This window comes from Sulfurimonas lacustris (genome assembly GCF_059705355.1).
Map to the genome: position 1 here is coordinate 1,232,255 of NZ_AP046125.1, position 20,384 is coordinate 1,252,638.

A 20,384-nucleotide genomic window follows, 5' to 3' on the forward strand; every position below is an offset into this window, starting at 1 on the left:
AGTATAAAATGAAAGCCGTAGTTATGGCGGGCGGATTTGGGACACGAATCCAACCTTTGACACACTCAAGACCAAAACCGATGCTCCCTATCGTCAATCGACCGATGATGGAACACACTATGATGATGCTCAAAGATTTGGGCATTAGCGAGTTTATCGTTTTGCTCTACTTTAAACCTGAAATTATTCAAAACTATTTTGGCGACGGAAGCGCATTTGGCATCAAGATAACTTATGTCGTTCCTGATGATGACTACGGCACGGCAGGGGCAGTAAAACTCGCCGCAGAGTATATCGGAGATGAAAATTTTATCGTTATCAGCGGTGACCTTGTAACGGACTTTGATTTTCAAAAGATTTTTGATTTTCATGCACAAACAAAGGCAAAACTCTCTATCGGTTTGACATCGGTGGAAAACCCGCTTCAGTTTGGCGTGGTAATCGCCAATGAGGAGAATGTGATAGAGAAATTTTTGGAAAAGCCAAGCTGGGGCGAGGTCTTTAGTGATACCATCAACACGGGGATTTACATCATAGAGCCTGAGATACTCGACTTCATCCCACGAGGCGAGAATTTTGACTTTGCAAAAAACCTCTTTCCAACACTTATGAGCAAAAATATCCCTCTTATGGGCTGCAACTTAGAGGGATACTGGCGAGATGTGGGCAATCCTGAGAGCTACCGTGAAGTGTATGACGACATCTTAAACGGCAGAGTGGAGTTCAAGTTTGGCGGCGCTATAAAGCACTATCCTGACGGCGTTCTCTACAGTGAAGAGGAGTACACACTTGCGCATTCCATCAAAATCATAGGCACAGTCGTTCTTGGCAAAAATGTAAAGATAAAAGAGGGCGTGAAGCTTAACAATGTCGTTATCGGCAACAATGTCTCCATCGGTGCGGCGTGTAACATCGCAAACAGCGTTGTTTGGGACAATGTCAAAATCAAAAAAAATGTCAAACTTGACAATGCCGTTATCTGTAATGACAATGTGATAGAGAGAAATGTTACCGCAAAAGCGGGCGTTATCCTCTCTGAGGGGTGCGAAGTGGGCGAACTTACATCATTTGAGCAAGATGTCACTATCTGGCCAGACAAAAAGATAGAGCCTGCCTCCATCATCAGCCACAACATCGTCTGGGGAAGCCGCTACAAAAACTCCATCTTCCAAAACGGCACGGTAAGCGGCAAGAGCAATGTAGAACTCTCATGTGAGATGGCGACAAAACTTGCAGAAGCGTTTGCGGCGCAACTCCCTGTCGGCTCAAAAGTGGTCGTAGGAAGAGACTATAACAAAAGTTCACGCATGCTCAAACGTGCCTTTTTGGGTGGGCTTCTCTCCGCTGGCGTGGATGTTTTGGATCTCAAAAGCACACCGCCTGCCGTTTTGCGCTACACCATTGCAAACAGCGGCAGTATCGCAGGGGGTGCGCACTTCAAGCAGAGTATCTACAACCCGACAGAGTCAGAGATTACACTTTTTAACGATGAAGCGATTCGCATCGACTCCAATAGTGCGAAAAATATAGAAAAAGCGTTCTTTACAGAGAAGTTTCGCAGAGTTGATTTTTCTCGCATCGGAGAGATAAAAGAGAGCATGTTCCACCATGAGTGTCACAACTACAAGAGCGCCGTTGAGAGCAAAATAGACCAAAACATCATCAAATGTTCCGCTTTTAAAGTGGCGGTTGACTTGATGCATGGCTCAACGGCGGATATTTTTCCAAACATATTAAACGACATTGGTGTGGAAAATATCATCCTCAACGCTTATCATGACGAACATAAACTCTCCAACTTTACGGCACTTAAAAAACGCTCCGAGGAGAACATAAGCAAAATCGTCTCTACGCTTGAGTACAACATGGGCGTGATGATTTTCCCAAATGCGCAAAGTATCTCTTTGGTAACCGATGAGGGAGAGGTTCTTGATATGGTCAAGGGGCTTTTGGCGGTACTGCATCTTTTAGACATGTACTCTGGCGGCACAAAGAAAAAGGTATTTTTACCGACGTGGGCGCCTGATATCGTCTCTTTTGAAAATCTGGAGATTCAAAGAGGCAAATACGCCAACTTTAAAGCCGCACAGATGCGGGAGTATGCGCTTATCGCTACCGTGGATGGAAACTTTGCCTTTAGTGATTTTAGCATCTACAGAGATGCGATGTTTGCGAGCCTTAGAATCATGGAGATGCTCAGTTGCAGTCATCTCAAGCTCTCACAAATCTCAAAAATGATTGCACATTTTTACTACAAACAGGCAAAAATCGCCTGCACGCAGTCGCTTAAAGGCAAGATGATGCGCAAGTTTTTAGAGGATGCCAAAGGCAAACGCTCCTCTTCTGAAGATGGCGTGAAGATTTGGGAGAACGACACAGACTGGATTTTGATGATTCCCGACCAGTATGACGACCATCTTAACCTCTACATCCAAGCAAGCGATGAGGCAAGCGGTGCGGCACTGCTAGAGAGTTATACGCAAAAAATCCAAAGCTATGCAAACGAGAGAGAATGAATCTAGCCTTTTTATGGCACATGCATCAACCCGACTACCGAAATGCGCAGGGCGTTATGCAGATGCCGTGGGTCTTTTTGCATGCTATAAAAGACTACTACGATATGCCGTGGATGCTAGAGCGACACGGCATGCTCAAGGCAACTTTTAACATCACGCCCCCGCTCATCGCACAGCTCAAACTCTACTATGAAAACCCCGAGATAAATGACAAATTTTTCGCTCTTTGGCTTAGAGATATCAGCACTTTCAACCGAACCGAGTACCGATGGATGCTAAAAATCTGCAAAAGTGCGCATTTTGAGACGATGGTTGCGGGGTTTGAGAGTTATGAGAGGCTTTTCGAGCAGGAGAGCTACACAAATGCAGAGTTTTTTGACTTGCAGGTCTGGTTTTTGCTCTCATGGTGCGGCGTTTACTTGCGCCAAAACAACAGCGTTGTGCAAGAAATGCTCCAAAAAGAGGGGAGTTTTAGCCTTGAAGATAAACACGCTCTGTTTCATGAACTTACTCTTTTTGTGCGAGGGATTTTTGACTACTACACCTCTCTTAAAGAGCGAGACATCATCTCCATCTCCACCACTCCGCTAAACCACCCCATTTTGCCGCTTCTGCTCGATATGCAAAATGCAAAAATCGCAAACGAAAGTACAAACACACCCAAATACGCCATAAACTTAGAAGAGGACGCACTTTTGCAAATAAAGAGAGCGCAAGAACTTTTTGTGGATACTTTTGGATTTAAAAATGATGGTTTTTGGCCTGCTGAGGGTGCGGTGGATGTCAAAAGTGCCGCACTTTTTAAAAAATGCGGCGCATCATGGATAGCAACGGATGAGGAGATACTTTTTCGCTCAAGCGGCACAAGCAAGAGAGAACTTCTTTATGCGCCTTACGAGTACAACGGACTTACCATCGCTTTTCGTGACCATGAGTTAAGCGACCTCATAGGTTTTAACTACCGCTTTTTTGAGCCGCATCATGCCGCCGCCGACTTTCTCTCTCGTCTGCAAAATATAAACCATTTAAGCACAGATGCGACTGTTTTTATCATCCTTGATGGCGAAAACGCATGGGAATTTTATGAAAACAACGGTTTTGATTTTTTTGATGCTCTTTATAGCTCGCTAAAATCTGCAGCTTTTGTTCAAACGCTTCATATGCAAGATATCTTAGAGCTCCCAAAAAAATCTCTGGAGCATCTAGCGGCGGGGAGCTGGATAAACGGCGAGTTCAACACTTGGGTAGGACACAGAGAAAAAACAAGAGCGTGGGAGTTTCTCTACATCACCAAAAGGGACTACGAACACCATCGAGAACTGTTAGACAGTGCAACGCAAGAGAGGATAAGAGAGCATTTCTTAGCCGCTGAGTGTTCGGACTGGTTTTGGTGGTACGGCGATGACCATTTTACGGAGTTTGGCTTAGAGTTTGACGCTCTTTTTCGCTCACACCTCCTTGACATCTACACCCTCATGCAAGTCGCACCGCCACAAGACTTACTAGAACCCATCATCCAAAACAGAAGCTCCAGCGACTTTTTACTACAACCGCAATCCTTTCTCTCCCCAACCATCAGCGGTAAACACGGCTCATTTTTCGAGTGGATAGGCAGCGGTGTCATCAACGAACACAAAAGCGCATCCACCATGGATTTGCCAAAAACTCCCATCAAAAAGATACTATACGGCTACGACGAACAAAACCTCTATTTTGCCTTTGTCCCACACAAAAAAGCGATAAAAGAGTGCGAAAAACTCCGCATCATCATAGACCCCATAGGCTTTAGCGAAGAGCTAACCATGGAAGAAAAAAGCCACATAACCGCCAAAAGCGGCGATATCGTCTATGAAGCGGCATACGACACATGGCTAGAAGTAAGGATAGAAAAAGCAGCGATAAAAGAGCAAAAAATCTCCCTAAGATTCGAGGTACTAAAAGACGGCACAGTAGTACAAACCCTCCCAGGATTCGGAGTCTTAGAGCTAGACATAGAGTGTGATTTTAGTGAGAGATGGTTTGTGTAAAAATATTTGATATAATATTGTAAAATTATCTTATATAAAAAGGTTTGACAATGATAGCACTTGAAAATTTACAAAAACAGCAAGTTGGGCTTAGACTTCCAAAATACCTAGTAGATGAGATTGATGCCATGACAAAAGAGTATGCACTCAATCGCAGTGAAATTATTACCGAATCCATCAAAGCTTTTATCGCTGAACAAAAAGCAAAAAAGATATACGACAGTTTTGAGATTTCTTGCAAAGAGCTCCAACAGATGCTCCAAACAAAAGATGACTCAAAACTCCAAAGCCTAGATGGACTTATAGATGAACTGCAACATTAAACTACTCGCAAATTTCATCAAAGAAGTAAAAAAGCTCTCAAAAAAATATAAAAAAATAGGCGACGACTTAAAAGAACTCCAAAATGAACTGCTTGCAAATCCAAAAAGCGGTATCCATCTAGGAAACAACTGCTACAAAATCAGAGTTGCAAACACCTCAATACCAAGCGGCAAAAGTGGTGGTTTTAGAGTTATCTACTACTATCTTGATGCAAACAGCGTCATATATCTAATGTCAATCTATGCTAAAAGTGATTTGGAAAATATAAGCGATGAGAGGATTTTGGAGATACTTCAAGAGAGTGGGATAAGCTAAGAGATGGTTTGTGTAAAAAGTAAAACCGTTTTGCAAATAAGATATAAGAGAGTTGTATGATAAGTCTAAAAGAGATACGAGAGAGAAGCATAAAGTTTGCAAAAGAGTGGGAAGGTGCTTCCAATGAGAAGCAAGAAGCACAAAGTTTTTGGATAGATTTTTTCAAGATTTTTGATGTTAGTCCCAGAAGTATGCAGTTTGAGTACCCCATCAAGAAAATAGACGGCTCACAGGGCTACATAGATGTTTTTTGGAGAGGGCAGCTTCTCATAGAGCAAAAAAGCAAAGGCAAAGATTTAGCAAAGGCAAAAGAACAAGCGTTAGAGTACCTTCCAAACCTAAAGCAAAGAGATTTACCGAAGTTTATTTTGGTTTGTGATTTTGTGAGCTTCTATCTTTACGATTTGGACACAAACCAAGATTATAAATTTCTACTTCATGACTTGCCTAAAAACATAGAACTTTTTTCGTTTATCGCAGGCTACACTAAAAAAACTTACAAAGAAGAAGAGCCGACCAACCGCAAAGCTGCTGAACTTATGGGCAAACTCCATGATAAACTGCTTGAAAACGGTTACAGCGGACATCAACTCGAACTATTTTTGACAAGGCTTTTATTTTGTATGTTTGCGGAAGATACTGGGATTTATCCAAAAAATTCTTTTCGTGAATTTATAGAAAACCAAACCGATGAGAGCGGTAGAGATTTAGGCTCGCAGATAAACTACCTCTTTGAACTTTTCGACACGCCAAATGAAAGACGACAAAAAAATCTCGATGAGAGTTTTGCTCAGTTTCCTTACATCAACGGTTCGATTTTTACAGAACAGCTCAAAACCGCCCACTTTGACCGCTCCATGCGTGAGATGCTTTTGGATGCGTGTGCCTTTGACTGGAGTTTGATTAGTCCTTCCATTTTTGGTTCTATGTTCCAAGCTTCAATGGATGTGAGCAAAAGAGGCGAACTGGGTGCGCACTTTACAAGTGAGACAAATATACTAAAAGCCATCAAACCGCTCTTTTTAGACGAACTTTTGGAAGAGTTTGGACACATCAAAAACAACCAAAAACAGCTTCAAATCTTTCATGCCAAAATCTCAAACCTAAAGTTTTTAGACCCAGCGTGTGGAAGCGGAAACTTTTTGGTTATCGCCTACCGTGAGTTAAAACTTGTAGAGTTTGAAGTGCTAAAATCTCTCAAAATACTCACGCAACTCGTCCACATAGACCAATTTTACGGTTTCGAGATAGAAGAGTTGCCAAGCCGCATCACGCAAACTGCAATGCTTCTCATAGACCATCAAATGAATCTGCTTTTTGCTCAAATGTTTGGAGAACCGCACTTCAACATCCCCATAAAAGATAGTGCAAATATTTTCAATGTGAATGCTTTAAGGGTGGATTGGGAAGAGATTTTGTCATTGCGAGGAACTAAGCAATCTATTGATTTCATCATCGGTAATCCGCCGTTTTTAGGTGCTTCTATGCAATCAAAAGAGCAAAAAATAGATATGGAATTTGTATTTAAGGGTGTAAATAGCTTTGGTGTACTTGATTTTGTAACTGCATGGTATATAAAATCAGCTCAGTATTGTCAAAATAGACAAACAAAAGTAGCTTTAGTAAGTACAAACTCCATAACTCAAGGCGAACAAGTAGGCATCCTTTGGCAAGAGCTTTTTAACCGCTACCATGTAAAAATCCACTTTGCACACAAAACTTTCAAGTGGAGCAACGAAGCAAGAAAAAATGCCGCCGTTTACTGCGTTATCATAGGTTTTGGAACATTTGACATAAAAGAGAAAAGACTTTTTGAGTACGAAAATAGTACGGCAGAACCGCATGAGATAAAAGTTGCAAATATAAACCCCTATCTTGTAAACGGAGATGATTTTTTTATAAGCTCAAGAAGAAAACATATTCAAAATTTTATTCCTTTAATTACCAAAGGCTCTCAGCCAACTGACGGAGGAAATTTGATTTTTACAGATGATGAAAAAAGAGAATTTTTAAAACTTGAGCCAAAAGCTGAAAAATTCATTCGACCACTTTTAGGTGCACATGAATTTTTAAATAATCAAACCCGATGGTGCTTGTGGCTTGTAGATGCAAATCCTACAGAGCTAAAGCAGTTGCCTTTGGTAATGGAAAAAATAGAAGCAGTAAAAAAAATTCGTTTGGCAAGTCCAAAAATTCCTACCCAAAAAAAAGCTGCAACACCGACCTTATTTACGGAAATACGACAACCAAAGAGTTCTTTTTTACTCATACCCCGTGTTTCATCTGAAAATAGAAACTATATTCCTATAGGTTTTTTTAGTTCAAATATTATTGCCTCAGATGCCGTTACTATAATCCAAGATGCCACACTTTTTCATTTCGGAATTTTAACCTCAAAAATGCACAATGATTGGATGAGATATGTTTGTGGAAGATTAAAAAGTGACTACAGATATTCAAATGAAATCGTTTACAACAACTTCCATTTCCCTTTAGAAGTTACCGACAAACAAAAAGAGCAAATCGAAACGCTAGCCCAAAACATCCTAGACATAAGAATGGAGTTTGAAGGAGCAAGTTTGGCAGACTTATACAACCCACTAACCATGCCACCAAAACTCCTAAAAGCCCACGAAACACTTGACCGTGCAGTAGATAAACTCTACTCTAAAGATGGTTTTAAAACAGACACCCAGCGAGTAGCCCATCTTTTTGAACTTAACAAAAGATTGACAAGCTTGATTGTGGAAGATGTTAAAAAAGCTAAAAGGAAAAAGTAATGGCAAATCTTAAAACTCATGAAAAAGTAATATTTGAAAAATTATTTGATAGAGGTGGTTATGTACTTGATTTTAGTGATGCTACATTTAGAGAGTTTTTTAGAGAGCATAAAATTGATATAGACCAAGATAAGTATAAAGCAAATGGTGGTTCAAAAATGAAAAGATTGAGGACTTTTTGGCAAATTGAACCTGATAAAACTGTTGGAACTATCTTACATGGGCTTTTACAATATGCTGAAGCGATTACAAAAGTTGAGCAAGATGATAAGCAAAAAGCCCTTGAAATCATAAATAAACTTTTAGGTAAGCAAATTTTTCAAGAAACAACAGAAAATTCTTTTGTTAATTTAGAGTTTTCACAATTAAATTTATCACTTTTAGCCATTGATTCACAGTTTGAGAAAGTAATACAGCAGAGATTAGATGAAATACAAAAATCTTTAAAAAGTGGAACAGCTTTAGCAGTAATATTTTTGTGTGGAAGTACACTAGAAGGACTGCTTCAAGATAAAGCGACAAAACATCCAAAAGAATTTAATAGTGCAAAGTCAGCACCAAAAAATAAAGAGGGTAAAGTTCTTCCAATACATGAATGGACTTTAAATGCTTTAATTGATGTGTCTTACGAAACAAATTATATAGAGGATGATATAAAAAAGTTTAGTTCAGCTTTGCGAGACTTTAGAAATTATATCCATCCTAGAGCACAAGCAATTAGTAACTTTAATCCTGATAGTCATACAGCTAAAATTAGTTGGCAAGTTTTACAAGCGACTATCGCAAGTCTTAGTGGACAAAGAAGCAAGTAGAGAAAGGAAAACTAAAATGACAAAAGACCTAACATCATCAACGATTAGCAGACAAAATATTTTAAATAACAACTATGCACTAGAACAGATAGAACTAAATCTATCTCTTGGCGGTACATATTGGCACGATGAAACTATTTTTACAAAAGCTCAAGTAGCACAGATTTTGGATATCGATGAGCGGACGGTAGATAGATATATAGAGAGTCATAGCGAGGAGCTGTCCAAAAACGGTTATAGAGTGTTGCGTGGTCAAAAACTTAGAGAACTTAAACAAATCTTACTCAACGACATGAATGTCGCCGACATCTCTAAAATACCGTCTCTTGGGGTCTTTTCTTTTAGAGCTATACTCAACATCGCTATGCTTGTAACTGAAAGCGAGAGAGCAAAAGCTATCAGAAGTAAAATGCTTGATATCGTCATAGATGTGATGGCTCAAAAATCGGGCGGACATACAAGATATATCAACCAAAGAGATGAAGATTATCTTCCGTCTGCTTATAGAGAGCATACTTATCGCAAAGAGTTTACAGATGCTTTAGATAATTATTTGCCGACCGATAAATGGAAGTATGCAAATTATACAAACAAAATATATGAAGTAATATTTTTAGAAAATGCAACGGAATACAAGAAAATCTTGGATTTAAAAGAAAAAGACAAAATCAGAGAGACTATGTACGCAGAAGTGCTAAATGCGATTTCTAGTTTTGAACATGGTTTGGCTGTAGAGATGAAACAAGAGTTTGAGAAACTTGGTAGAAAACTAACAACTACTGAGCTAGATACTTTGATAAAAAAAGCTTCACAAAATCCATATTTGATGCCACATATAAACGATGCAAGAGCGAAAATGGCAAGTCGTGATTTGTGTTTTAGAGATGCACTGCATCATAAACTAGAAAACTATATCCAATCAGTTCCACAAGGTGATTTTGACAAGTTTTTGGGAGAGACAAGCAAATCACTTGAAGAGCGATTATCTGACCCTGAAACATTGGCAGTCCTAAAAAGATTGAAAGATAGATGATGCAACTTCAAATATTTTATTTTGATACTAAACATGCGGTAAAAATTCATGACTGGATTATAGAAAATAGCGGTGGTTTGCATGGATATAGAGAAATCGGACTCATGGATAGTGCGTTGGAGCATATTCAGAATGATTTGTATTATCCAACTTTTGAAGAAAAATTAAAACATCTTGTCTATGCGGTAAACAAGTTTCATCCTTTTACTGATGGAAATAAAAGGTCAAGTTTGACTTTGGGAGCTTATTTTTTAGAACTCAATGGTTATGACTATTGTGTGAATAAATTTGTACAAGAGATGGAAAATATTGTCGTATGGTTGGCGGAGGGTAAGATAAAAGATGATTTACTACTTGATATAGTAAAATCCATAATAGAGGAAGATGAATTTAATGAATCTATAAAGCTTAGGATATTTGAAGCGGTTAGTGGGGATTTATGATTTTCATCTTAAAAACAAGTACTTGTCACAATTTGTGACCGCTTGAATAGATAAAAATCCAACTATTTACAAAATAAAAACAGTTCAAATAAAGGAGACAAAATGAAAAAAGTAAAACTGCTCTTTGGGGTGCATATGCACCAGCCTGTGGACAATTTCGGGGATGCGGTAAAGGAGGCTATAGAGCTTTGTTATGCTCCTTTTTTTGCGACGATGCGCAATTACCCAGAATTTTGTTTTGCGGTGCATTCTAGCGGGTGGCTCTTAAATGAGATAAAGACCAAACATCCAAAAGTGTTTGAAGACATGCTCTATCTTACCAAAAAAGGTGCTATTGAGTGGGTTGGGGCAGGGTATTATGAGCCGATTTTGAGTGCCATAAACTCTCTTGATGCGCAAGCGCAGATAAACAAACTAAGTAACTATCTTGAAAAAAATCTTAAAAGTTCGCCAAAGGGGGCGTGGCTGACTGAGAGGGTTTGGGAGAGTTCGGTTATCCCAGACCTTAGGGCGTGCGGTTTGGAGTATGTGGTTGTGGATGATTACCATTTTTTAAGCAGTGGGTTTGATGGCGGAGCTATGGACGGTTACTATGAGAGCGAGGCGGGGGGCGAAAAAATCGCACTCTTTCCTATCTCTGCATCTCTTCGCTATGCGTTGCCATTTTTTGGTGTGGAGAGGTCGGTTGAGGCGATTTTGAAGTGCGCAAAGGATGAGGATAGTGCGGCTATCATATTTGATGATTTGGAGAAGTTTGGGCTTTGGCCAAAGACGCATGCGTGGGTTTATGAAAAAGGGTGGCTAAAGGGCTTTGTGGAGGCGGTTCTGGCAAATGAGCAGATAGAGACGATGCACTACAAAGAGTACCTTAGCACCAACCGCTCCAAAGGTTTGGCGTATCTTAACAACACATCCTACTTTGAGATGGGAGAGTGGAGTCTTAAAAGCCATCAAGGTTTGGCTCTTGAAGCACTCAAAGAGCGTCTTGGCGATGAGTACTTTCAAAAGGACGGGGTTGCACTTGTTAAAGGTGGGATTTGGAAAAATTTCTTTATCAAGTACCATGAGAGCAACTATATTCACAAGCGCATGATGCACCACTCAAAAAATCAAGCTCAGTTAAAAAAAGGGGCTTTAGAAGCACTCTACAAGCTCCAAACCAACGATGTTTTATGGCATGGCGTCTTTGGTGGGCTTTATCTGCCAAACCTCAGGGACAACGCTTACAGATATCTTTTGGAGATTGAGAACTCACTTGCAAAGAAAAAAACTGCTACCTCATTTTTGGATGTTGATATGGATGGATATGAGGAGTTTAAGGTTTTGACAAGCGAGCTAAGTCTGCTTTTTAGCTCTCGTTACGGCGGTCAGCTGATGGAGTTTGGTTCACTTGAAAAGCTATTTAACTGGCAAAACACTCTGATGCGCCGCCATGAAGCTTACCATGAGAAGATTTTGCATCCAAAAGAGGTTGTGCCAAAGATGCATGAAGAGGGTATTGAGAGCATCCACAGTGATGCGGCGGTGCTTGATGCGACACTTAAAGGCGACCTTGTTTATGACTGGCACCCAAAATACTCCTTTATCGACCACATCAGCACAGAGGCGTTTTCGTTTGAGGCGTTTAAGAGAGCCTCGTATCATGAAGTAGGCGATTTTGCAAACCGATCTTTTGTTTTTGATGAAGGGCGCACAGCATTTAGGCGAGAGGGTGGCATCTATCTGGATAAAAAGTACGATACTCTTTGTGTGAAAAAATATAGTTTTGAGACAAAAAGTTTCTCACTAGCATTAGAGTTGCAGAGCGAATATGCACATGAACTTCACTACGGTGTGGAGTACAACTTTCACTTTGCACACCCAGACAAAGTGCTAATAAATGGACAAAAAGTGGGCGATGGACTCTCTTTGGTCGGGGTGGATACGCTTGTTTTGGAAGATAGCTACACACAAAAAGCACTCCGTATCGCTTTAGACAAAAAGTGTATGCTCCACGCTTACATCTTAAATACGATTTCGCAGAGCGAGAGCGGTTTTGAGCGCACCGCACAGCAGATATCGCTGCTGCTAAGTCTCCCTTTTGCATCACGCCTTGAACTTTTAACACAGATGGAGGTTTGCGATGTCTGAGATACGACGAGACCGCATACATAACGAGTATGTCATCATCGCCCCAGAGAGGCTTCACAGACCAAGAGCGCACATAAAACACGCCAAAAAAGAGAGCCATGCCGCAAAATGCCCATTTTGTGATGGCAATGAGTCGCTTACTCCAAAAGAGCTTTTTGCCATAAGAGCAAATGAGCCAAACGCAAAAGGATGGCGCACAAGAGTTGTCCCAAACCTCTACAAAGCCGTGCAGGTGGAACTTGAAGACATCTCCCAAAGAGACGGGCTTTTTGAGCATATCCCCGGAGTCGGAGCGCATGAGATACTTATAGATACCCCGTGCCATGCGTGCAAGATGCAAGAGCTTGAGATTGCCGATATCGAAAATTGGCTCAGAAGTATGATTATCCGTATTGATGATTTGAAAAAAGATAGACGGCTCATCCATCTAAGCATCTTCAAAAACAGCGGCGTGGACGCAGGTGCAACGCAAGAACACCCCCATACACAGATACTTGCACTACCCATAACACCGCAGAGCGAACAGAACTTTTTAGAGCAAAATATGCGCTACTACCACCGCCACGGCAGGGGAAAAATAGAAGATATCGTGCATAACGAGATAGAGGCAAAAAAAAGAGTTGTCTATAATGATGGAAATTTTGCCGCATTTTGCCCTTTTGCAAGCGCATACCCTTTTGAAGTGATGATAGCACCCAAAAAAAATATCTCAAGCCTTGAGAAATGTTCAAGAGACGATGTCACGGCACTTGCGCACTGCATAAAGAGTGTTTTTGAAAAACTTGCCGCACAACTTGATGATTTTGACTATAATATACACTTTATGCTCGCACCGCTAAACCCAAACTTTGAAAACGAGGCTTACATGTCGCATTTGGAGAAAAACTACCGTTTTACCATCCGCATCATCCCCCGCATCTACACGCTAGGCGGATTTGAGATAGCAACAGGCATGACCATCAACCCAGTAGCACCCGAAGAGTGCGCCGTTCTTTTGAACATCAAAGAGATAGAATGAAAACACTCTTTTGTGCAAGTGAGATTTACCCTTATGCAAAAAGCGGCGGGCTGGCTGATGTTGGGCATTCTCTTGTAAAAGCACTTAGCAAACATGCAGAGATACAAAGCGTTATGCCGCTTTATGGTTTTATGCCAAAAGAGGAGCTTGAAAAAACAGATATCGCTTTTAGCATCAATCTTGGCGGTGTTTTTTATGATGTAATACTCTACGAGAAGCTCCACGATGGTATAAAAACATACTTTGTCGATGCACCGCTGCTAAGTGCGACTGAAGAGATGTACGGCGATGCAAAAGGGGATTATGCAAACAACGATATCCGTTTTGCGCTCTTTTGTGCCGCTGTTGTGGAGCTTGCGCAAATCACCAATGCAGACATCATCCACGCAAATGACTGGCACAGCGCACTTGTGCCGCTTTTGGTGCGCAGGGCAAAACTAAAGATAAAAACGCTCTTTAGCATCCACAACCTTGCCTATCAAGGGATTTTTGAGAGAGATTCACTTGCGCGAGTGGGACTTGAAGAGAGCTATTTTCAGATGGATGCTTTGGAGTTTTACGGCAAAGTAAATTTTCTCAAAGCTGGCATTATTTACGGTGACGCATTGACGACTGTAAGCCCAACCTACGCAAAAGAGATACAAACCAAAGAGTTCGGATGCGGACTTGATGGACTTTTGCAACTCTACAAAGCAAAACTAACTGGGATTTTAAACGGCATAGATGAGAGTGTTTTTAACCCGCAAAACGATGCGGCACTTCACTCTTGCTACAGCTCCGACAACCTTGCAAAAAAGTATGAAAACAAAAAAGCACTTCAAAAGGAACTTGGTTTGAGTGGGTTAAAAAAACCGCTTTTTGTGATGATAAGCCGTCTTGTACATCAAAAAGGGTTTGACTTGCTTATAGAGTCGCTTGATGCGTTTTTAAGCGAGGATGTGAACTTTGTGCTTCTTGCAAACGGGGATGAAGAGTATAAAAAAATGCTTTTCCCATACACAAAAAAATATAAAAACTTCAGACTTCTTTGTGGCTACGATGAGGCACTCTCCCACCGTATCTACGCATCTGGAGACTTTTTGCTTATGCCCTCGCTTTACGAGCCATGCGGGCTAAACCAGATGATAGCCGCACGCTACGGAACTATCCCGATAGTCCACAGGGTAGGGGGCTTAAAAGACAGCGTGCATGAAAAAGGAGCTAAATGTGCACAAGGAATAGTTATGAGGGAAGCGACCAAAAAAACGCTTATCGGAGCAGTAAAGAGAGCGGTTACACTTTACGGTAACAACGCAAAAAAAGAGGAAATGATATCTTTTAATATGAGTTGCGATTTCTCCTTTGACAAAAGCGCACTTCTTTACCATAAACTCTACAAAAGGCTACTCCCATGAATCTTGCCATCGACGCAGGCGGAACACACTTAAGAGCCGAACTTTGGCAAGAAGGTATGCTTGTAGCGCAAAGAGAGGCAAAAAGCAGTGAAATCGGGCTTTGCGCTTGGATAGAAAAACTACTTTTGGAGTACAAAAAGGTCACGACTGTCGGCATCTCATACGCAGGGCAGGTTGAGGATGGCATCATACACTCCTCGCCAAATATGAAAGTTGATTGCTACAATATCAAAGAGAGTATCGAGCAAAAATTTGGCGTAAAACTCTATATACAAAATGACCTAAACTGTGCGGTTTTGGCAGAAGCAAAAGAGTTTGGCGTACAAAATATATGCGCACTCTATGTCGGAACAGGGCTAGGGCTTGGAGTAGTAGATGGCGGCAGAGTTATCAGAGGCGCACACAATGTCGCAACGGAGCTAGGACATATCCCCTACAAAAAAACGGCTCTGACATGCGGATGCGGACGCAACAACTGCTTGGAGCTTTTTGCTTCAGGTTCAGGTATCGCCAAACAGATAGCATCAAAAAATCTCATTTGCGATCCCACTTTAGAGGCACTTAAAGACACGGGCGAAGATAGCATAGTAGCATCGTTTGAAGAGGCATTTTTAGCCGCAGTAGGAGTGACACTTACCCTTTTTAACCCACAAGTTTTGGTACTTGGCGGCGGTGTCATAGAAGCAAATCCTTATCTTGAAGAGTTTATACTAAAAAATATCAAAAAGTACGCACTACCAAACAGCCTCCAAAATGTTACAATCTGCAAAAGCAGACTCAAAAGCGCACCTTTAATGGGCGCACTTCTTCTAAAGGACTAAGGACTTAACATGAATAAAGCGTTAAATATCTTATTTGTAGCCTCAGAGGTTGCCTCTTTCGCAAAAACAGGCGGTTTGGCGGATGTCGCCCTCTCTCTTCCAAAAGCACTCGGCGAAATGGGTCACAATGTTGTGGTAGTTATGCCCAGATATTACGCTATCGACAAATCCAAACTTACCCATGTTGATGGAGCTTTGGGCGTGCCGATGGGCGTGATGGGCGAACTTTGGGCAGGAGTTTATCACTCAACACTTCCAAATAGCAGTGTGAGTCTCTATTTTATAGAACATGAAGAGTTTTTTGGAAGAAGCGGGCTTTATGACCATGAAGGCAGGGCATACGATGATAACGCCGTGCGTTTTATCTTCTTTAGCAAAGCGGTTTTTTCACTCGCCAAAATGATAGATTTTCATCCCGATATCATCCATGCAAACGACTGGCACACAGCCGCAGTGCCGCTTTTGGCAAAGAGACGCTTCATTCATGATTTTGGAGATGCCGCAACAGTTTTGACGCTTCACAACCTAGAGCATCAAGGCGTTTTTCATAAGAGCGTGATGGAGCTTTTGGAGTGCGGATGGGAGGCATTTGCGCCTGAGGCGTTTGAGAGTATGGACTTTGTAAACCTCCTAAAAGGCGGTATTGCCTATGCGGATGCGGTGACAACAGTCTCAAAACGCTATGCGTGGGAGATTCAAACGCCAGAATTTGGCTTTGGACTTGAGCAGCACATAAACGCCCATGCACATAAACTCTTTGGGATAGTAAACGGTGTCGATTACATGGAGTGGAGTCCAAAATATGACAAAAGAATCGCCGCAAACTTTAGCGCAGATGCGCTAGATGGGAAACTCATTTGCAAATATGAGCTTCAAAAACATTTCCATTTAGAGCAAAGAGAAGATGTGCCGCTTGTGGGTTTTGTGGGGAGATTTGCCAAACAAAAAGGGATAGAACTTATAGCCGAGATAGTTGAGTGGGTGCTAGGTCATGATGTGCAAATAGTGATGTTAGGAGCGGGCGAGAAGTGGGCGGAGGGCTATTTTAGCCATATTGCCCATCGTTACAGCTCCAAATTTGCCATCCATGTCGGCTACAGCGACGATTTGGCGCATAAGATAGAAGCGGGTAGCGATCTCTTTTTGATGCCCTCACTCTTTGAGCCGTGCGGTCTAAACCAAATCTACTCACTAAGCTACGGCACACTTCCCATCGTACGCAAAACAGGCGGACTTGATGACACCATAGAAAACTTTGATGCCCTCACGAACAGCGGCGTGGGCTTTAAGTTTGAAGATGCCACGCCGCACGCACTCTACAACACTATCATGTGGGCGTTAGATACCTACACGAACAACAAAGAGGCGTTTGTGGTGATGCAAAAAAGGGCGATGAAGCAACATTTCGGATGGGATGATGCGGCAAAAGAGTATGACTGGGTTTATAGATATGCGCTTGAGAGGTTGCAAAAATGAGCGTTTTTTACGATGTAAGCAGGTTTAGCGAGTATGATGTTTACCTCTTTAGAGAGGGCAAACATACAAAACTCTACAACCATTTTGGCGCACACTTGATGCACAGAGATGGTAAGGGCGGTGTATATTTTGCTCTTTGGGCTCCAAATGCCGAGGGTGTAAGCGTGCGTGGGGATTTTAACAACTACAGTACCCATTCTCACCCACTTCAAAAAAGAGGAGATGAATCAGGCATTTGGGAGGGATTTATAGAGGGTGTAGAGGCGATGAACACCTACAAATACCACATCCACACCAAAGAGCATAACGCTAACCCAGACAAAGCCGATCCTTTTGCATTTCATACAGAAGTCGCTCCCGCATCTGCTTCAAAGATTTACTCTCTAGCAGGATATGCGTGGAGCGACAAAGAGTGGATGCTCAAGCGTAAACATTCGCCCTCTCATCATGCACCGATTTCCGTCTATGAGGTGCATCTTGGCTCTTGGAGGCGAGGTCTTGGCTACAAAGAAGCGGCACATCAGCTTGCAGAGTATCTTGTTATGACGGGTTTTACGCATGTGGAGCTGCTTCCCATCACAGAGTACCCATTTGAGGGTTCGTGGGGGTATCAGGTAAGCGGATATTTCGCTCCGACTGCACGCTACGGTTCGCCAAAAGAGTTTATGGAGTTTGTAAACATCATGCATCAAGCGGGAATTGGAGTGATTTTAGACTGGGTACCTTCTCACTTTGTGATGGACGGACATGGGCTTATGAACTTTGACGGCACTTGCCTCTATGAACACAAAGACCCACGGCTTGGATATCATCCACAGTGGGGCAGTGCCATCTTTAACTATGAGAGAGAAGAGGTGCGTTCATTTCTTATCAGCTCGGCGATGTTTTGGCTGGAGATGTACCACATAGACGGTATCCGTGTTGACGCCGTCTCTTCGATGCTCTATCTCAACTATGCAAGAGAAGAGGGCGAGTGGATACCAAACAAATTTGGCGGCAATGAAAACTTAGGTGCGATAGAGTTTTTGCAGGATTTAAACAGCTCAGTTTACGCCGCACACGATGATGTTATGATGTTTGCAGAAGAGGCAACAGCATACCCGATGGTAAGCGCACCAGTCGATGCCGGTGGTCTTGGATTTGGCTACAAATGGAACATGGGATGGATGCATGACACGCTAAAATACATGAAAAATGACCCTGTTGTGCGTAAACACCACCACCATGAACTGACATTTAGCTTTGTCTATATGTACAACGAAAACTACATCCTCCCGCTTAGTCACGATGAAGTGGTGCATATGAAAGGCTCACTTATCAACAAAATGGCGGGAGACTACAACCAAAAGTTTGCCAATTTAAGAGCTTTGTATGGGTTTATGTTTGCACACCCTGGGAAAAAACTCCTCTTTATGGGCGGAGAAATCGCCCAGTTTAGCGAATGGAACTACCAAAAAAGCCTTGATTGGGAAGTTTTGGATTTTCCTATGCACAGCGGCGTTCAAAAACTCATCAAAGAGCTTAACCGACTCTACAAAGAAGAGCCATCGCTTCACATGTTTGACAACGATACCAACGGATTTGAGTGGATAGATGAGAGAGACTATGAGTCCAATGTTATCGCTTTTTTAAGAAAAGCAGACAAAGATGAAGAACTTTTGGTGGTTTGCAATTTTTCAGATTGCCTAAGAGAAAATTATCTTTTGGGTGTGCCAAGAAAAGGAGTTTACAAAGAGATTTTCAACTCACAAAGTGAGGAGTTTGGGGGCTGGGGTCCAAAAAATCCAGCAGAAATCAAAAGTGAACAAAAAGAGCATCACGGACGCCAAAACTCCATTTGCGTAACGCTTCCTGCCCTAAGTGTTCTTTTGTTGAAGAAACTTTAGAGCAATATAATCGTCGCAAGCCCTAAAAAGCTGAAAAAACCGACGATATCTGTTACCGTGGTAAGCAAAACAGAAGAGCCTACTGCGGGGTCGATATCTGCTTTTTGCAGTACAAGCGGGATAACTGAGCCAAAGAAACCAGCGGAAAGAAGGTTGATAACCATCGACATGGCTATTACAACGCCAAGCAGAGGCATCTTAAACCAAGCCCAAGCTATCAGCCCCATGATAAGCGCAAAAATCATCCCGTTCATCAGAGAGAGATAAACCTCTTTTTTGATTGTTTTTTTCGCATCGTCACTGTTAATCTCGCCAAGTGCCATCTGTCGCACGGTAACGGTAAGCGTTTGCGTTCCCGCATTGCCGCCCATAGAGGCTACGATGGGCATAAGCACCGCAAGTGCGACAAGAGACTGGATGGTAGTATCAAACAAACCGATAACCACAGAAGCAGCTATTGCCGTAAAGAGGTTGATTCCAAGCCAATAAGCTCGGTACTTTCCTATGTGAAAGAGGCTCTCTTCCTGCTCCGCTTCATCATTTACCCCCGCAAGGTTATAGAGCTGCTCGGTGTCACGCTCCTCAATGATGTCGTAGATATCATCCGAGGTTATACGCCCCACAAGTTTTCCACGTGCATCCACAACAGGGATAACACCCATATCATAATTAGAGGCTATCTCAACAACATCGTGGATATCATCAAGCGCGTTAACGCTCACACGGTTCACGCCCTCTTTGATAAGTTCACTATAGTAAACATTTGGTCCAAGCAAAATCAAATCTTCAAGCGCAATAGAGCCTAAAAAATCCCTCTCTCTATTGATAACATAAACCTGATAAACACTGTCAAGCTCTTTTTTTGCCTTTAGTTCTTTAAGTCTAAGGATAGATTCTCCGACTCTCTCATCCAAAAAAGCAGAAAAAAGCTCGGTTTGCATGTACGCACCCGCTTCATACTCCCCATAAGAGATAAGCGTCTCAAGATTTTCTCTATCCTCATTTGGAAGGCTTTGTAAAACCTCTTCTGCAACATCCTCATCCACCTCTTCGATATTACGGATAAGCTCCGCCGCATCGTCGGTATCAAGAGTATTTGTAAGACCCGCAAGCTCATCAGGAGTAAAGTGTTCAACAATCTCTTCATGACAATGACGAGGCAACTCAATCATAACAAGAGCTTGAAGCTCCTGCGGAATCTTCTCAAGCTCTTCTAGGTAGAGCTTCTCGTCATACTCTCTAAGCTCTAAAAGAAGTTCGGCGATATCAAAAGGGTGGGTATTTTCGTCTATATTTTGGAGTGTTTCAAGCAACTCTTGCAGTGATAATTTCATACTATATTTCCCTTTTTCACTAAAAAATCATTAAAGTTATCAAAAAGCTGTGATTATTTTTAGAATTTTACTATA

Annotated in this window: 15 protein-coding genes; 14 read left to right on the forward strand and 1 reads right to left on the reverse strand. The window is 41.8% G+C overall.

Annotation, left to right across the window (positions count from 1 at the left end):
* Positions 1-8 precede the first annotated feature (8 nt).
* From AC6H4V_RS06520 to glgB, 14 genes are all read left to right on the forward strand, one after another.
* On the forward strand, positions 9-2,516 hold the full coding sequence (locus AC6H4V_RS06520; protein WP_497606200.1) for a sugar phosphate nucleotidyltransferase: 2,508 nt from the start codon (positions 9-11) through the stop codon (positions 2,514-2,516).
* Entirely contained in the window at positions 2,513-4,543 is a 2,031-nt protein-coding gene (locus AC6H4V_RS06525) for a glycoside hydrolase family 57 protein (RefSeq protein ID WP_497606201.1), read from the forward strand. The genes AC6H4V_RS06520 and AC6H4V_RS06525 overlap by 4 nt, the downstream gene beginning before the upstream one ends.
* A 50-nt stretch (positions 4,544-4,593) precedes the next feature.
* Positions 4,594-4,866, forward strand: coding sequence for a CopG family ribbon-helix-helix protein (locus AC6H4V_RS06530; protein ID WP_497606202.1), 273 nt, complete (start codon positions 4,594-4,596; stop codon positions 4,864-4,866).
* On the forward strand, positions 4,850-5,182 hold the full coding sequence (locus AC6H4V_RS06535; RefSeq protein WP_497606203.1) for a type II toxin-antitoxin system RelE/ParE family toxin: 333 nt from the start codon (positions 4,850-4,852) through the stop codon (positions 5,180-5,182). The genes AC6H4V_RS06530 and AC6H4V_RS06535 overlap by 17 nt, the downstream gene beginning before the upstream one ends.
* A 56-nt stretch (positions 5,183-5,238) precedes the next feature.
* A complete protein-coding gene (locus tag AC6H4V_RS06540; protein ID WP_497606204.1) occupies positions 5,239-7,962 on the forward strand; it encodes a class I SAM-dependent DNA methyltransferase in 2,724 nt (907 codons plus the stop codon).
* Entirely contained in the window at positions 7,962-8,774 is an 813-nt protein-coding gene (locus tag AC6H4V_RS06545) for a hypothetical protein (protein WP_497606205.1), read from the forward strand. The genes AC6H4V_RS06540 and AC6H4V_RS06545 overlap by 1 nt, the downstream gene beginning before the upstream one ends.
* Before the next feature lie 16 nt (positions 8,775-8,790).
* On the forward strand, positions 8,791-9,807 hold the full coding sequence (locus tag AC6H4V_RS06550) for a DNA-binding protein (protein ID WP_497606206.1): 1,017 nt from the start codon (positions 8,791-8,793) through the stop codon (positions 9,805-9,807).
* Positions 9,804-10,250 carry a type II toxin-antitoxin system death-on-curing family toxin gene (locus AC6H4V_RS06555; protein WP_497606207.1) on the forward strand — a complete coding sequence of 149 codons (447 nt, stop codon included), beginning with the start codon at positions 9,804-9,806 and terminating at the stop codon, positions 10,248-10,250. Before AC6H4V_RS06550 ends, AC6H4V_RS06555 begins: the two co-directional genes overlap by 4 nt.
* Before the next feature lie 102 nt (positions 10,251-10,352).
* Entirely contained in the window at positions 10,353-12,380 is a 2,028-nt protein-coding gene (locus AC6H4V_RS06560; protein ID WP_497606208.1) for an alpha-amylase/4-alpha-glucanotransferase domain-containing protein, read from the forward strand.
* The gene (locus AC6H4V_RS06565) at positions 12,373-13,398 is read left to right on the forward strand and encodes a galactose-1-phosphate uridylyltransferase (protein WP_497606209.1); all 1,026 of its coding nucleotides are present in this window, start codon (positions 12,373-12,375) and stop codon (positions 13,396-13,398) included. Before AC6H4V_RS06560 ends, AC6H4V_RS06565 begins: the two co-directional genes overlap by 8 nt.
* Positions 13,395-14,792 (forward strand): glycogen synthase, encoded by a 1,398-nt coding sequence (locus AC6H4V_RS06570; RefSeq protein ID WP_497606210.1) that lies wholly within the window; start codon positions 13,395-13,397, stop codon positions 14,790-14,792. The genes AC6H4V_RS06565 and AC6H4V_RS06570 overlap by 4 nt, the downstream gene beginning before the upstream one ends.
* On the forward strand, positions 14,789-15,613 hold the full coding sequence (locus tag AC6H4V_RS06575; protein WP_497606211.1) for an ROK family protein: 825 nt from the start codon (positions 14,789-14,791) through the stop codon (positions 15,611-15,613). Before AC6H4V_RS06570 ends, AC6H4V_RS06575 begins: the two co-directional genes overlap by 4 nt.
* A gap of 9 nt (positions 15,614-15,622) precedes the next feature.
* Entirely contained in the window at positions 15,623-17,089 is a 1,467-nt protein-coding gene (locus tag AC6H4V_RS06580) for a glycogen synthase (RefSeq protein WP_497606212.1), read from the forward strand.
* The gene (gene glgB, locus AC6H4V_RS06585) at positions 17,086-18,975 is read left to right on the forward strand and encodes a 1,4-alpha-glucan branching protein GlgB (RefSeq protein WP_497606213.1); all 1,890 of its coding nucleotides are present in this window, start codon (positions 17,086-17,088) and stop codon (positions 18,973-18,975) included. Before AC6H4V_RS06580 ends, glgB begins: the two co-directional genes overlap by 4 nt.
* On the opposite strand, the gene mgtE is transcribed toward glgB, so the two are convergent.
* Complete coding sequence (mgtE, locus tag AC6H4V_RS06590) at positions 18,972-20,309, reverse strand: magnesium transporter (protein ID WP_497606214.1); 1,338 nt, start codon at positions 20,307-20,309, stop codon at positions 18,972-18,974. The genes glgB and mgtE overlap by 4 nt on opposite strands.
* Positions 20,310-20,384 lie beyond the last annotated feature (75 nt).